12 protein-coding genes are annotated in these 13,296 nt (G+C 65.4%); 5 read left to right on the top strand and 7 right to left on the bottom strand.

Annotation, left to right across the window (positions count from 1 at the left end):
- The first annotated feature begins 17 nt into the window (after nt 1-17).
- Both GEU84_RS14385 and GEU84_RS14380 read left to right on the top strand, forming a co-directional pair.
- Entirely contained in the window at nt 18-257 is a 240-nt protein-coding gene (locus GEU84_RS14385) for an acyl carrier protein (RefSeq protein ID WP_241427701.1), read from the top strand.
- Nucleotides 250-1,482, top strand: coding sequence for a type III PLP-dependent enzyme (locus GEU84_RS14380; protein WP_241427700.1), 1,233 nt, complete (start codon nt 250-252; stop codon nt 1,480-1,482). The genes GEU84_RS14385 and GEU84_RS14380 overlap by 8 nt, the downstream gene beginning before the upstream one ends.
- A 31-nt stretch (nt 1,483-1,513) precedes the next feature.
- Here the strand turns inward: GEU84_RS14380 and GEU84_RS14375 are convergent, their stop codons facing one another.
- From GEU84_RS14375 to katG, 7 genes are all read right to left on the bottom strand, one after another.
- Nucleotides 1,514-3,127 (bottom strand): FGGY-family carbohydrate kinase, encoded by a 1,614-nt coding sequence (locus GEU84_RS14375; RefSeq protein WP_152827271.1) that lies wholly within the window; start codon nt 3,125-3,127, stop codon nt 1,514-1,516.
- Nucleotides 3,127-3,855: an SDR family oxidoreductase gene (locus GEU84_RS14370; protein WP_152827464.1), complete on the bottom strand. Its 729-nt coding sequence runs from the start codon at nt 3,853-3,855 to the stop codon at nt 3,127-3,129. The genes GEU84_RS14375 and GEU84_RS14370 overlap by 1 nt, the downstream gene beginning before the upstream one ends.
- 13 nt (nt 3,856-3,868) lie before the next feature.
- Entirely contained in the window at nt 3,869-5,107 is a 1,239-nt protein-coding gene (locus tag GEU84_RS14365) for an ABC transporter permease subunit (protein ID WP_174539885.1), read from the bottom strand.
- The gene (locus GEU84_RS14360; RefSeq protein WP_152827269.1) at nt 5,104-5,922 is read right to left on the bottom strand and encodes an ATP-binding cassette domain-containing protein; all 819 of its coding nucleotides are present in this window, start codon (nt 5,920-5,922) and stop codon (nt 5,104-5,106) included. The genes GEU84_RS14365 and GEU84_RS14360 overlap by 4 nt, the downstream gene beginning before the upstream one ends.
- A gap of 74 nt (nt 5,923-5,996) precedes the next feature.
- Nucleotides 5,997-7,043, bottom strand: a complete 1,047-nt coding sequence (locus GEU84_RS14355) for an ABC transporter substrate-binding protein (RefSeq protein WP_152827267.1) — start codon at nt 7,041-7,043, stop codon at nt 5,997-5,999.
- Nucleotides 7,044-7,260: 217 nt separating this feature from the next.
- Nucleotides 7,261-8,145, bottom strand: coding sequence for an AraC family transcriptional regulator (locus GEU84_RS14350; protein ID WP_152827265.1), 885 nt, complete (start codon nt 8,143-8,145; stop codon nt 7,261-7,263).
- Nucleotides 8,146-8,462: 317 nt separating this feature from the next.
- The gene (katG, locus tag GEU84_RS14345) at nt 8,463-10,697 is read right to left on the bottom strand and encodes a catalase/peroxidase HPI (protein ID WP_152827263.1); all 2,235 of its coding nucleotides are present in this window, start codon (nt 10,695-10,697) and stop codon (nt 8,463-8,465) included.
- A 201-nt stretch (nt 10,698-10,898) separates the two neighbouring features.
- Here katG and GEU84_RS14340 point away from each other — a divergent pair, with 201 nt between their 5' ends.
- From GEU84_RS14340 to GEU84_RS14330, 3 genes are all read left to right on the top strand, one after another.
- Nucleotides 10,899-11,831, top strand: a complete 933-nt coding sequence (locus GEU84_RS14340) for a LysR substrate-binding domain-containing protein (protein ID WP_152827261.1) — start codon at nt 10,899-10,901, stop codon at nt 11,829-11,831.
- A gap of 330 nt (nt 11,832-12,161) precedes the next feature.
- Nucleotides 12,162-12,482, top strand: coding sequence for a nuclear transport factor 2 family protein (locus GEU84_RS14335; protein ID WP_152827259.1), 321 nt, complete (start codon nt 12,162-12,164; stop codon nt 12,480-12,482).
- Nucleotides 12,482-13,261: an SDR family oxidoreductase gene (locus GEU84_RS14330; RefSeq protein ID WP_152827257.1), complete on the top strand. Its 780-nt coding sequence runs from the start codon at nt 12,482-12,484 to the stop codon at nt 13,259-13,261. The genes GEU84_RS14335 and GEU84_RS14330 overlap by 1 nt, the downstream gene beginning before the upstream one ends.
- Nucleotides 13,262-13,296: the final 35 nt, after the last annotated feature.

Genomic DNA, 13,296 nt, shown 5'->3' with positions numbered 1-13,296 from the left:
CCGAACCCGAAAGACACATGATGCTTTTGACAACCGCCGCCCTTATCGCCTTTCTGACCGACAGCCTGAATATCGACGCGCCAGTCGATGCCGACACCGAACTGTTTTCCACCGGCCTGCTGGATTCGGTAGCGATGATGAGCATCATCGCCTTTGTCGAGGAACAGGCCAAGATCGACGTGCGCCCCGCCGATGTGACGCTGGAAAACTTCGATACCGTGGGCCGCATCGCGGATTATGCCCTTGCCAATGCCTGACGCCACCGACCGGCTGCTGGCCGAGGCTGCCGCGCGGTTCGGCACGCCCGCCTATGTCTATTTCACCGACGCGGTGGAAGAGCGGCTGGCGCTGCTGCGCGCCACGTTCGGGCGCTGGTTCGCGCTGTCTTATGCGATGAAATGCAACCCCAACCCCGCGCTCCTCACCTGGCTTGAACCGCGTGTCGAACTGATCGACGTGTCATCAGGCGGCGAGTTTCAACTGGCCTGCGCCGCTGGCTGGGCCCCGGCCCGCGCCAGTTTCACCGGCCCCGCCAAGCAGGATGCCGAGCTTGAGGCGGCAATCGGCGGCGGCATCGGCGAGCTGGTGATCGAGAATGTGCGTGAGGCCAAAGCGGCCAGCCGCATCGCGGGCGAACGCGGCGTGGTGCAGGATGTGCTGATCCGCCTTGCCCCTGCCCGGGTGCCAAAGGGGTTCGGCGACCATATGGCGGGGCGTCCCAGCCCGTTCGGCATTGATGTCGAGACGGCGGGAGAGGAAATTCCCGCCATTTTGGGCCTGCCCCACCTGCGCGTCATCGGGCTGCATATCTATTCCGGCACGCAATGCCTGAAACCCGAGGCAATCTGCGAAAACTGGCAGATTTTCATGGATGTGTTCCGTGACATCTGCACCGCGCATGATCTGGTCCCGCAGAAACTGGTGTTCGGTTCGGGCCTTGGCATTCCCTATCACGCGGGGGATGCGGGGCTTGACCTGCCCGCCGTGGCAGCCGGCATCGGCCCCGCCCTGGATGCGTTCCGCGCCGAGCCGCGCTTTGCGGATGCCCGCCTGATCCTGGAACTGGGCCGCTATCTGGTGGGCGAGGCGGGGTATTTCGTGACGCGGGTGGTATCGGTCAAATCCTCGCGCGGCAGCAGGATTGCGATCTGTGACGGGGGCATGAACGCGCATCTGGCGGCGTCGGGACATTTCGGCATGGTGCTGCGGCGCAATTATGTGATGCACCGCGTGGGTGGCGGCGAGGGCGCGGAAAAGGTTGATATTTCCGGCCCGCTTTGCACATCCATCGACAAGCTGGCCTCGGGCGTCACGCTGCCCCCGCTGGCCGAGGGCGATCTGATTGCCGTGCATGCCAGCGGCGCCTATGGCCCCACCGCCAGCCCGCTGCACTTCATCAGCCACCCCACCCCACGCGAGGTGATGGCGACGGGGGGCCAGTTGACCGATGCCACGCGGATCTGGCCGCATCTGAACACCTGACCGCCGCAAGGGGCCAGACCTTCAGGCGGGCTCAGCCTTCGCTGCGGATGCTGCGCGCAACCTGCTGAAGCTGCTCAAACGCGGCAAAGCGGCTGGCATGGCGTTGGGCAATGGCACCGCCTGCGGGCGCAAAGCTGCGCTCCGGGGCCGACATTGCGGCCATCGCCCCCGCCAGCGCAGGGAACAGCCCGCCCGCCACCGCCCCCAGCATGGCCGACCCCAGCAGCACAGGTTCGGCCGCCGCCGTGGCCACCACCGGCAACCCCGTGGCGTCGGCAAGGATCTGGCGCACCAGATCGTGCTGCCCTGCCCCGCCACTGATCATGATGCGTTTCACCGGCGCGCCATGCGCCGCCTGCGTGGCGATGATCTGGCGCAGGCCATAGCCGATGCCACACAGCCCCGCGATGTAAAGCCGGATCAGGCTGTCACGGTCGCTGTCCATGCCCAACCCGGCAATGATGGCGCGGGCATGCGAATCGGCAAAAGGCGCGCGGTTGCCCAGAAATTCCGGCACCACATGCAGGCCACCGGCCAGTGCTGCGGCATCCGACAGACCCGTCACACGCGCCACCACCTGATCCGCCAGCCACACCGGCAGCGGCTGGCCCGCCGCCGCAGCGTCAACCCGGGCCGCAGGAGTGGCCGGGTGCAGCGCCAAAAGCTGGTCGATCGCCGCCCCCGCCGCCGATTGCCCGCCCTCGTTCAGCCAGGCCCCCGGCAGCATGGCTGCGAAATACGGCCCCCACACCCCGGGCACAAACACCGGATCCGCCGTGGTCGTCATGGTGCAGGAGGATGTGCCGAACACATAGCCCATGTTTTCCGTGGCATCCGCGCCCGTGGCCCCCACCGTGCCGATGCCCCCGGCATGGGCATCAATCATCCCCGCCGCCACCGGCGTGCCCGGGGCAAGGCCCAGATCGCCAGCAGCCCCAGCCGTAAGCCCGGCCCCCAGCGCGGTGCCGGGGTTCACCACTTCGCAGCCGATGCGGGCAAAGCGCTCATCCGCCAGTACGCCCAGCCCGATGGCATGGAAGTAACCCGCATCCCAGCGCGATTCATGCGCCAGATAGGTCCATTTGCAAGTGAGGGTGCAAACCGACCGCGCAAGCGAGCCACTGGCCCGCCACGTCAGGTAATCCGCCAGATCGAAGAATTGCCATGCGGCGTCAAACACCTGCGGGCGGTTCTCGCGCAGCCACAGCAGTTTCGGCGTCTCCATCTCGGGCGAGATCACACCGCCCACATAGGTCAGCACCGCATGCCCGGTGGCGTTGATCCGCGCGGCCTGATCGGTGGCGCGGTGATCCATCCAGACAATGATGTCACGCGCCGGATCTTCTGACGGGCCAACCGGCAGGGGTGTGCCCCCCGGCCCCAGCACGACCAGCGAGCATGTGGCATCAAACCCGATACCCGCCACCGCCGCCGGGTCAATGCCCGCATGCGCCACCGCTGCCCGCACCGACTGGCAGACCGCATCCCAGATCTGGGCCGAGGATTGTTCCACCATCGCCCCCGGCCCGTGCCAGATGGTGACATCGGCCTTGGCCGAGGCCAGCATCCGGCCCGCGCCATCGAACACGCCCGCCCGCGCGCTGCCGGTGCCCACATCGACGCCGATCAGATACCGCCCCGGCATCACAGATCCACACTGGCAGGCAGGATCACCAGATCGCGGATCGTCACGTTGCGCGAACGCGTCAGCATGAACAGCACCGCATCGGCCACCTCGCCCGGCTGCATCAGGCTGCCATTGGCCAGCGCCTCGTCCATTTTTGCCTTGGGCCAGTCATCCAGCAGCGCCGTCACCACCGGACCGGGGGCCACCGCCATCACGCGGATGCCATGCGGGGCCACCTGCCGCCGCACGGTGTGCACGAAAGCCTGCACCGCGAATTTCGACGCGGTATAAATCGGCTCCCACACCACCGGCACGATCCCGGCGATGGAGCTTGTGACCATCACATCACCCGATTTCTGCGCCGCCATATGCGGCAGCACGGCATGGACCGACCGGAACACCGCGTTGATGTTGAGGTTCAGCATCCGGTCCCAGGCATCGGGATCACCCTCCAGCACTGCGCCGCCCACATAGGAACCGGCATTGGCATGGAATATATCAAGGCCCCCCGCCCTGTCCAGAATGCCGGGCAGCATGCGCGCAACGCTGGCAGGGTCGGCCAGATCGACCACCAGCGGCAGCGCCCTTGGCCCCAGCCCCTCGCACAGCCGGGCAAGCCGGTCGGCGGCGCGGTCAATCAGCACCACCGTGGCCCCCGCGCCCAGCATCCGGCGCGCGCATTCAAGGCCGATCCCCGAGGCGGCACCCGTGATGGCCGCCACCTTGCCTGTCAGTTCATCCGACATCTTCGACACCCTTTCACGCGCGGCCATGGGACTGGCGGCTTTGCCGGGCCAGACTGTCAACGATCACGGCAATGGCCAGCACGCCGCCGGTGATCATGTAGCGCAGGGACGACGACAGGTTCAGCAGCGTCAGCCCGTTGGCAATCGACTGGATCACGATGATCCCCAAAAGCGCCGCCCAGGCGCTGCCCCGCCCGCCGAACAGGCTGGTGCCGCCGATTACCGCCGCCGCGATGGCATTCAGGTTCACGTCGCCCGTGCCCGCCTGCTGGCTGGCGCTGGCCAGACGCGCCGATGACATCACCCCACCCAGTGCTGCGAACATCGAACACAGCATGAACGCGCTGATGTAGATGCGCCGCACATTGATGCCCGCGCGGCGTGCCGCCTCGGCATTGCCGCCAACGGCCTTCATTGACCGGCCCCATTGCGTGCGGGTCAGCGCGTAGTCCATCACCACCACCAGACCCACGAACAGCCCGAACATCCAGGGCAACCCGCGCCCAAGGTTCAGATAGGCAACCACCGCCACCAGCACCGCCGTGGTGATCGCGGCTTTCAGCAGCAGCCCGCCCGATGATCCTGCCGACAGATTGGCCGCCCGCCGCCGCGCATTTGTGCGCAGGCCGCTTGCCACCATCACGACCCCCGGCACCAGCGCCAGCGCATAGGACAACCAGGCGGGCATCATCAGCAACTGGCCGAAATTCACGAACCCCGACCCGTAGGGCAGGTTGATGGAACCCGTCGAACCCAGCATGTAAAGCTGCAATCCCAGCAGCGCCAACAAGCCCGACAGGGTAGAGACGAAACTCGGCATGCCCAGACGGTTGCGCAACGTGGCATAGGCCGCACCGATCAGCGCACCCAGCCCCAGCGCCACGCCGATGGCCACGGGCAAAGGCACGCCCTGCCCCACCCACAGCACACCCACCATGGCAGAACCAACCCCGCTCATCGAGCCCACGCTCAGGTCAATCTCGCCCAGCATCAGCACGCAGACGATGCCCAATGCGATGATGCCCACGGTGGAGCAGTCAAACAGCAGGTTCACCAGGTTGTTGGGCGACAGGAAAATCGGGTTCAGCGCGGTGAACACCGACCAGATGATCGCCAGCCCCACCACCACGGGCAATGACCCCAGATCGCCCGCCTTTACCCGGTTGAAAAAGGCGCGGATGGTGCCGCCAAGACCGGTGGCATGGGTGACGCGGCTGTCGCCACGGTCCAGTTGAATTTTCGGTTCGGTCACAGTGCATCCTCCGCCTGCGCGCGTCCGGCCTGAATGCGGCCCTCGCGCCGGGATACGGCATTGTCGGTGGCGCCGGTGATGGCACCCACCAGTTCCTGATTGCTGGCATCGGGGGTGAAAACGCCGTTGTTGCGCCCCAACCGCAGCACCACGATCCGGTCGGCCACTGCGCGCACATCTTCCATGTTGTGACTGATCATGATCACGCCCAGCCCCTTTTCGCGCACCCGTTCCACCAGGTTCAGCACCTCGGCGGTCTGGGCCACACCCAGCGCGGCGGTCGGTTCATCCAGCATGATGATGCGCGGATCCATCAGCAGCGAGCGTGCGATGGCCACGGTCTGCCGCTGCCCGCCCGACAGGGATGCAATGGGTTCGCGCACGGATGGAATGCGCGCGGCCAATTCGTGCAGCAGCGTCCAGGCCCGCACCTCCATCGCCACCTCATCCAGCCTGAGCGGGTTCAGCTCCTGCCCCAGAAAGATGTTGGCCACCACGTCAAGGTTTTCGCACAGGGCCAGATCCTGAAACACCGTGGCGATGCCCAGGTCCAGTGCCGCACTCGGACTGGCCATGGTCACGGGGCGGCCCTGAAAGGTGATCGTGCCCGATGTGGGCTGGTGCACCCCGGCCAGCACCTTGACCAGCGTGGATTTTCCTGCACCGTTGTCGCCCACAAGCGCCACAACCTCACCTGCATGCACGTCAAGGTCGATGCCGGTCAGCGCCGATACCGCCCCGAAATTCTTTGATATGCCTCTGAGGCTCAGCAAAACCTCGCCGCGCGGGGTGCGTCCGGTCGGTCTGTGCGCCATGGTCTTGTGTCCTTTCATGCGGGGTGGCCGGTGCCGTCCGGCGGGCCAGGGCCAGCCGGACGGCGGTTCATGCGTCATTCGATGCCAAGCTCGGCGCAACCGGCGGCATAGCGATCCACGCATAGTTCAGCGGCGGTGTTGATGCCCTTGTCGATGATTTCCGCCTTCAGGTTGTCGCGCGTGACCACGGCGGGCACGAAGAGTTGCGAGGGCGTGTCATACAGCGTCATTTCCGCAGCCGGGGTTTCGCCGTTCAGGAACTGCACGGCAATGTTGGCCGCCGCTGCCGCCACGATTTCCGAGGGTTTGGAAATGGTGTTGTACTGGTCGCCCGCGATGATCAGTTGCAGCGCCGCGATCGTGGCATCATTGCCCGTGACCGGCGGAACCGGGTCAACCCCCGCCGCCTTGAACGCCGCAATCGCGCCGCCGCCGGTGCCGTCATTCGCCGCCACGACGCCGATGATGTCAGCCCCGAACCGGGTGATCTGGCCCGAGGCCCATTCCTGCGCTTTTGGCGGGGCCCAGTCGGGGGTGTCAAACTCGGCCAGCGTCACATAGCCCGAGGCATCCAGCGCCTCGTCAATCCCGTCGCGGATAAGACCGGCCGCCGCATCGGTGGGCGAGCCGTTGATCTGCAACACGCCTGCGCCCGCCGGCACGCCGTCAGCCTTCAGCTTGTCCACCAGCGATTGCGCGATGGCCTTGCCGATGCCCTGATTGTCAAACGACACATAGTAATCGGCGGTCTTGCCGGGAATCGGGCGGTCATAGGCGATCACCTTGATGCCCTGCGCCTGCGCCAGGCTGACCAGCGAGGCGGCGGCGCTGCTGTCAACCGGGTCAAGCACGATGACCGTGGCACCTTGTGTGATGACTGAATTGAACTGCTGCTGTTGCAGCGCCACATCGGCATTGGCGTTTTGGTAGATTACCGTGCAATCGGGGCAAAGCCTGGTCATTTCGGCCTGAAAGCCGGGAAAGTCATGCTCTTCATAGCGGGTCGATGCCTGGTCGGGCATCAGAAAGGCCACGGTGCCGGTGGTCTGGGCAAAGGCGGCGCTGCCCAGCAGGCCCGCCATCAGCGCTACAGCGCCCGTCAGTTTCGATGTGCAAGTCATTGATCATCCTCCATGTTGACCGCGTGATTGTGGTGCGGCCAGACGGCGCGGGCCGCCGCCGTCAGGCCGTGGTGTGGCAGAGCGGCAGGCATGGCAAAGCTGTCCGGTGAAGGCTCCTCCGCCACCGTTGCCCTATCTGCTGGTCTGGCCGGGTATGCGCCGCGCCGCGCGGACCATGGGCCCGTTGCGCCGCAGCCGAAATCCTTTCCCCTTGGGGTTACGCCGCTTCGGCGGTGCTGTGGTTTTCCGCCAGCAGGTCGCGGAAGCGCGAGGGCGTCATGCCCTTTTGCACCTGAAACTGCCGGTTGAAGTTGGATATGTTGTTGAAACCCGACGAAAAGCACACATCAGTGATCTTCATCTGGTCGGCCCCCATCAGCAATTGGCAGGCCAGGTTGATGCGCAACCGGTTGACGTATTTCACCAGTGCCAGCCCGGTATGGCGGCGAAAGCTGCGCGAAAACGTGCTGGGGCTAAGGCCGGCGATCGCCGCCAGATCCTTTTCATTGAACGGTTCGGTCAGGTTGGCGTTGATATAGGCCAGCGCCTCGTTGATGCCCGTGGACATGAATCCCGAGGGATCGGGCAGATAGCTGGCGCTGGTCAGCGGGCGCATGTCGGCGGCGCGGCAAAGGATGCCCAGAAGGCCGATGAAAATCTCGATCCGCCGCAGGCCCTGCGCCGTGACCAGTTCGGCCAGCAGCGGCCCTGCGGCGCGGGCTGTGGCAGGGCCAAAGCAAGCGCCACGGCGGCTGGTTTCCAGCAGCGGCTCGCAGGCGGCCAGTTCGGGCAGCAGGGCCATCGCATCGGCGATGAACGGCTCGGAAAATTGCACCACGCGGCTGCGCAGCGGCACATCGGCCCCATCGGCCACGTCGCTGACCCAGTTGTGGGGCAGGTTTGGCCCGGTCAGCACCAGATTGCCCGGCTCGAACGACCCGATGAAATCGCCGACAAAATAGTGGCCGCTGGTGGCGACGACATGGTGGATTTCGTATTCCGGGTGAAAATGCCAGCGCACCGTATGATACGGATAGCCGTGTTCCCACGCCTTGAACGATTCCGATCGCCCGATCTGGACGACCTCAAGATCCGGTTTCATCCGCGCCTCCTCCCCGCGCCGATGCAGGCTTTCAGCCTGTTCAGCGCCCCCCGTCCGGCGGGTATACCCGTCTGGACATGGGCAAAGACTACGCCCCGACTCGGGGGTGGTCTACTACAGCCCTTGCAGTTTGCTGATACTTTTTTGCGCTTTTGGCCATGCCGCGGTGCGTCATTGACCAGCGGCACCGGCATGTCGCACCGATGCGGACCCCTGCAAAAAGCCAGGGCGGCGCTTCTTTTGAAGCGCCGCCCTGTTTCAGCGGGTGTGTCCGTCCCTATCTCCGCCGCCAGACGCGGCAGACCTGCGGCAAGGCATCAAGCCAGATCGAACCGATCCGCATCCATCACCTTGGCCCAGGCCGCCACGAAATCGCGCACAAAGCCCGCTTCTGCACCAGCACAGGCGTAAACTTCGGCCAATGCGCGCAGTTGCGAGTTTGACCCGAACACAAGGTCAACCCGCGTGCCGGTCCAGCGCAGCGCGCCGCTGGTGCGGTCGCGCCCCTCGTAGACGCCATCCGCCTCGGCGGCGGGTGCCCAGACCGTGCCCATGTCCAGCAGGTTGACGAAAAAGTCGGTCGTCAGCGCATGGGGCCGGGTGGTGAACACGCCATGCTGCGACTGCCCGGCATTGGCGTTCAACACGCGCAGGCCACCGACAAGAACGGTCATTTCCGGCGCGGTCAGGGTCAGCAGCTGCGCCCGGTCCACCAGCATCGCCTCGGCGGGAACGGTCAGTTCGGTCTTGAGGTAGTTGCGGAAACCATCTGCCACAGGCTCCATCACCGCGAATGATTCCACATCCGTCTGATCCTGCGTGGCATCGGTGCGGCCCGGGGTGAAAGGCACCTGCACCTCATGCCCGGCGTTTTTGGCCGCCAGTTCCACCGCAGCAGCGCCGCCCAGCACGATCACATCGGCCAGCGACACTTTCTTGCCGCCGGTCTGGGCAGCATTGAACGCGGTCTGGATGCCTTCCAGCGTGGCCAGAACCTGTGCCAGTTGGGCCGGCTGGTTCACCTCCCAATCCTTTTGCGGGGCCAGGCGGATGCGCGCGCCGTTGGCACCGCCCCGCTTGTCAGAACCCCGGAACGTCGAGGCCGAGGCCCAGGCCGTGCCAACCAGTTGCGGGATCGACAGGCCAGAGGCCAGGATAGTGTCTTTCAGCGCCGCCACATCCTGCGCGTCGATCAGCGCGTGATCCACCGCAGGCACCGGATCCTGCCACAGCAGTTCCTCGGCTGGAACAAGCGGCCCCAGATAGCGCGACCGTGGCCCCATGTCGCGGTGGGTCAGTTTATACCACGCGCGGGCAAAGGCATCGGCGAACTGGTCGGGGTTTTCATGGAACCGGCGCGAGATCGGCTCATAGATCGGGTCCATCCGCAGCGCGAGGTCACTGGTCAGCATGGCCGGGGCCTGACGCGCCGCACCCTCATGTGCCGCAGGCACGGTGCCCGCACCGGCACCGCCCTTGGGTGTCCACTGATGGGCACCGGCGGGGCTTTTGGTGATTTCCCATTCAAAACCGAACAGGTTGTCGAAATACTCATTGGTCCACTGGGTCGGCCGGGTGGTCCATGTCACTTCCAGACCGCTGGAGATGGCATCACCCGCCTTGCCCGATTTGTAGCTGCTGGCCCAGCCAAAGCCTTGCTGTTCCAACGCGCCTGCCTCGGGTTCCTTGCCGACCAGCGCCGCATCGCCTGCGCCATGGGTCTTGCCAAAGGTATGGCCCCCGGCAATCAGCGCCACGGTTTCCTCGTCATTCATCGCCATCCGGGCAAAAGTCTCACGGATGTCGCGGGCGGATGCCAGCGGGTCGGGGTTGCCATCGGGGCCTTCAGGGTTGACGTAGATCAGGCCCATCTGCACGGCGGCCAGCGGGTTTTCCAGCTTGCGCGAGTCGGCATAGCGGTTGTTCAGGTTGGTCGGGTCATTGCTGGCGATCAGCCACACATCCTCGGACCCCCAGTAGATATCCTCCTCGGGTTCCCACACGTCTTCGCGGCCACCAGCAAAGCCGAAGGTCTTGAAGCCCATGGATTCCAGCGCAACGTTGCCGGTCAGGATCATCAGGTCGGCCCAGGAAATCTGGTTGCCGTATTTCTGCTTGATCGGCCAGATCAGGCGGCGGGCCTTGTCGAGGTTCACGTTGTCGGGCCAGGAGTTCAGCGGCGCAAAGCGCTGCGTGCCCGAAGACGCGCCGCCACGCCCGTCACCCGTGCGGTAGGTGCCCGCAGAATGCCAGGCCATGCGGATGAAAAACGGGCCGTAATGGCCAAAGTCGGCGGGCCACCATTCCTGCGACTGCGTCATCAGCGCGCGCAGATCCGCGGTGATCGCGGCGATGTCCAGCTTGGCGAATTCTTCGGCATAGTTGAAATCCGCGCCCATCGGGTTCGACAGGGGCGAATTCTGGTGCAGCACCTTCAGGTTAAGCTGGTTGGGCCACCAGTCGCGGTTCGTGCGCCCGGCAAAGGTGGCCTGTTTGGCAACACCGTGCATCACAGGGCATTTGCCGCCGGTCCCGTTGTCATTTCCGTCCATCATTCTCTCCGTTCGTGGCTGCATGGGTCGCGCTGCGAGGCCGTGTTCGCGTGGTGACGCGGGGCAACGGGGGCTAGCAGTCATCGGCCCCGAATCCTTGCAGGCGAAACCTGCCTGCATTTCACGTCATTGCCGTAACTCTAGCAAAGCCCGCTGATTAGTTTAAGTTTGATTTTCTGATGAAGGCTATAAGGTTTGGTTATGAACAACCTGACACTGAAGCAACTGCGCTATTTCGAGGCCCTCGCACGCCACGGCCATTTCGGGCATGCGGCCGAAACCTGCGCCATATCGCAGCCCGCCCTGTCGATGCAGATCAGGGAACTGGAGGATACGCTGGGCACAGAACTGTTCGAACGTGGCGCGCGCCAGGTGCGGCTGACGAGCTTTGGTGAGGATTTCGCCCTGCGCGCCCGCGACATCCTGCGCGGGGTGGACGAGTTGGAGGATCTGGCCCGTGCGGCCCGCACCGGGCTGGTGGGCCGCCTGCGCATCGGGGTCATCCCCACGGTCGCCCCCTATCTGTTGCCGACGATCATCGGCAACCTGATGCAGATGAACCCCAGCCTTGATATCCATGTGCGCGAAACAGTCACGCCCAAGCTGATACAGGAGCTGGCGGGCGGGCGGCTGGATACGGCCATCGTGGCGTTGCCGCTGTCGGAACCCTCGCTGACCGAAGTGGCGCTGTTCACCGAGGATTTCGTGCTGGTGCGCGCCGCCGAAGAGGCGGGCAAGCCGGTGCCCAACCGCGACATGCTGCGCGAAATGCGCCTGCTGCTGCTGGAAGAGGGGCATTGCTTCCGGGATCAGGCGCTGTCGTTCTGCAACCTGCAATCGACCGCCCCGCGCGAATTGCTGGATGGCAGCTCACTTTCAACGCTGGTGCAGATGGTCGGAGCGGGGATCGGCGTGACGCTGATCCCTGAAATGGCGGTTGCGGTGGAAACACGCTCTGCCTCGGTCTGCATCGCGCGGCTGAAAAGCCCGCAGCCGTCGCGCACCATCGGCATGATCTGGCGCAAGACCAACCCGCTGGCCGCCCAGCTTGGCCAGATTGCCGAGGTTGTGCGGCAATCTGCCGACACCCTGCGTCGGAAAAATGCGCCGACCGGACCCTGCGACAATCCTTGACCCGTCATGTCCGGCAGTCGCCGCCACAGCGTATGAAAGGCCGAAAACCCGGCCGAGTGGTTGCGACGGGCAGGACAATGCGGGCTGAAACGGGGGCGTGGCGGCGGCCAGTCAGGCAACAGGCGGATCATGCGGGCGGTGCCACCATCCGCCACATCCGGCACGCCGCGCAAAATGGCCCAGGCCGCGCGATGGTTGGCATCACCTGCGGCGCTTTCAGCCCGGGCTCCGTCATTGTCCCGATGCTGTCATCATCAGATGCCGTTCTATACCGGTTATCGCCGCAAGTGCCGCGATCTATGTTGCCGTCAGACCAGACAGGAGCATGGCATGACCCTTCCCGCCCCGATACAGACCTATTTCACCGCCCAAGCCCCACAGGATGGCGCGGCCCTTGCCGCAGCCTTTGCCCCTGATGCCGTGGTGCTGGACGAAGGCGCTACGCACAATGGCCCCCAGGCGATCCGCCTCTGGTGGCTGGCGGCCAAGGCAAAGTATCGCCACAGCGCCGAGCCGCTGGACCTGACCGAAACCGGCGGAAAGACGGTGGTTCGCGCCCGGGTCAGCGGCGAGTTTCCCGGCAGCCCGGCGGTGCTGACATTCACCTTCGGGCTTGCGGATGACCGCATCCGCGATCTGAGGATCGGCTGATGGGCGGGTTTCTGAACTTGCAGGGCAAGCGCACCCTGATCACCGGCGGCACACAGGGCGCGGGTGCCGCCACGGTGGCGCTGTTTCGTGAACTGGGGGCAACGGTGCTGACCACAGCCCGCAGCCGGACCGCGACCCTGCCGGCCGAAATGTTCGTCGCGGCCGATCTGACAACGGTTCAGGGCTGCCAGGTGGTCGCCGGTGCCGTTCAGGACCGGCTGGGCGGGGTGGATATCATCGTTCACATGCTGGGCGGGTCATCCGCGCCGGGCGGTGGCTTTGCCGCCCTCGGCGAGGCGGAGTGGCAGGCGGAGTTGAACCTGAACCTGATGCCCGCCGTGCGGCTGGACCGTGCCCTGCTGCCGGGCATGGTGGCGCAGGGCAGCGGCGTAGTGATCCATGTCACCTCGATCCAGCGCCTGTTGCCCCTGCCCGAAGCGACCACGGGCTACGCCGCCGCCAAGGCCGCGCTGTCGGTCTACAGCAAGAGCCTGTCAAAGGAGGTCGCGCCAAAGGGCGTGCGGGTGCTGCGCGTGGCCCCGGGCTGGATCGAGACCGAAGCCTCGGTCCGGCTGGCCGAACGCCTGGCAGAAGAAGCGGGCACCGACACCGAGGGCGGCAAGCAGATCATCATGCAAGCCTTGGGCGGCATACCCCTTGGCCGCCCTTCGACCCCCGCCGAAATCGCAAACCTGATCGCCTTCCTTGGGTCTGACCGCGCGGGCAGCATAACCGGAACGGAATATGTCATCGACGGCGGCACAGTGCCCACCGCCTGAGGGTGAGAACCGGGCCGGGCAGCCGTGGCTGCGGC

Source organism: Fertoeibacter niger (assembly GCF_009380135.2).
Classification (GTDB): Bacteria; Pseudomonadota; Alphaproteobacteria; order Rhodobacterales; family Rhodobacteraceae; genus Fertoeibacter; species Fertoeibacter niger.
Note: the sequence above shows the minus strand (reverse complement) of the source record. Positions and strands in the feature narration are given on the sequence as shown.

Bases quoted from the DNA above. Each gene is read 5' to 3' on its own strand.
- GEU84_RS14375 (WP_152827271.1), bottom strand. From the start codon at position 3,127: ATGCCGGGGCGGTATCTGATCGGCGTCGATGTGGGCACCGGCAGCGCG.
- GEU84_RS14350 (WP_152827265.1), bottom strand. From the start codon at position 8,145: ATGAAACCGGATCTTGAGGTCGTCCAGATCGGGCGATCGGAATCGTTC.
- GEU84_RS14355 (WP_152827267.1), bottom strand. From the start codon at position 7,043: ATGACTTGCACATCGAAACTGACGGGCGCTGTAGCGCTGATGGCGGGC.
- GEU84_RS14385 (WP_241427701.1), top strand. From the start codon at position 18: ATGATGCTTTTGACAACCGCCGCCCTTATCGCCTTTCTGACCGACAGC.
- katG (WP_152827263.1), bottom strand. From the start codon at position 10,697: ATGGACGGAAATGACAACGGGACCGGCGGCAAATGCCCTGTGATGCAC.
- GEU84_RS14380 (WP_241427700.1), top strand. From the start codon at position 250: ATGCCTGACGCCACCGACCGGCTGCTGGCCGAGGCTGCCGCGCGGTTC.
- GEU84_RS14335 (WP_152827259.1), top strand. From the start codon at position 12,162: ATGACCCTTCCCGCCCCGATACAGACCTATTTCACCGCCCAAGCCCCA.
- GEU84_RS14370 (WP_152827464.1), bottom strand. From the start codon at position 3,855: ATGTCGGATGAACTGACAGGCAAGGTGGCGGCCATCACGGGTGCCGCC.
- GEU84_RS14340 (WP_152827261.1), top strand. From the start codon at position 10,899: ATGAACAACCTGACACTGAAGCAACTGCGCTATTTCGAGGCCCTCGCA.
- GEU84_RS14360 (WP_152827269.1), bottom strand. From the start codon at position 5,922: ATGGCGCACAGACCGACCGGACGCACCCCGCGCGGCGAGGTTTTGCTG.
- GEU84_RS14330 (WP_152827257.1), top strand. From the start codon at position 12,482: ATGGGCGGGTTTCTGAACTTGCAGGGCAAGCGCACCCTGATCACCGGC.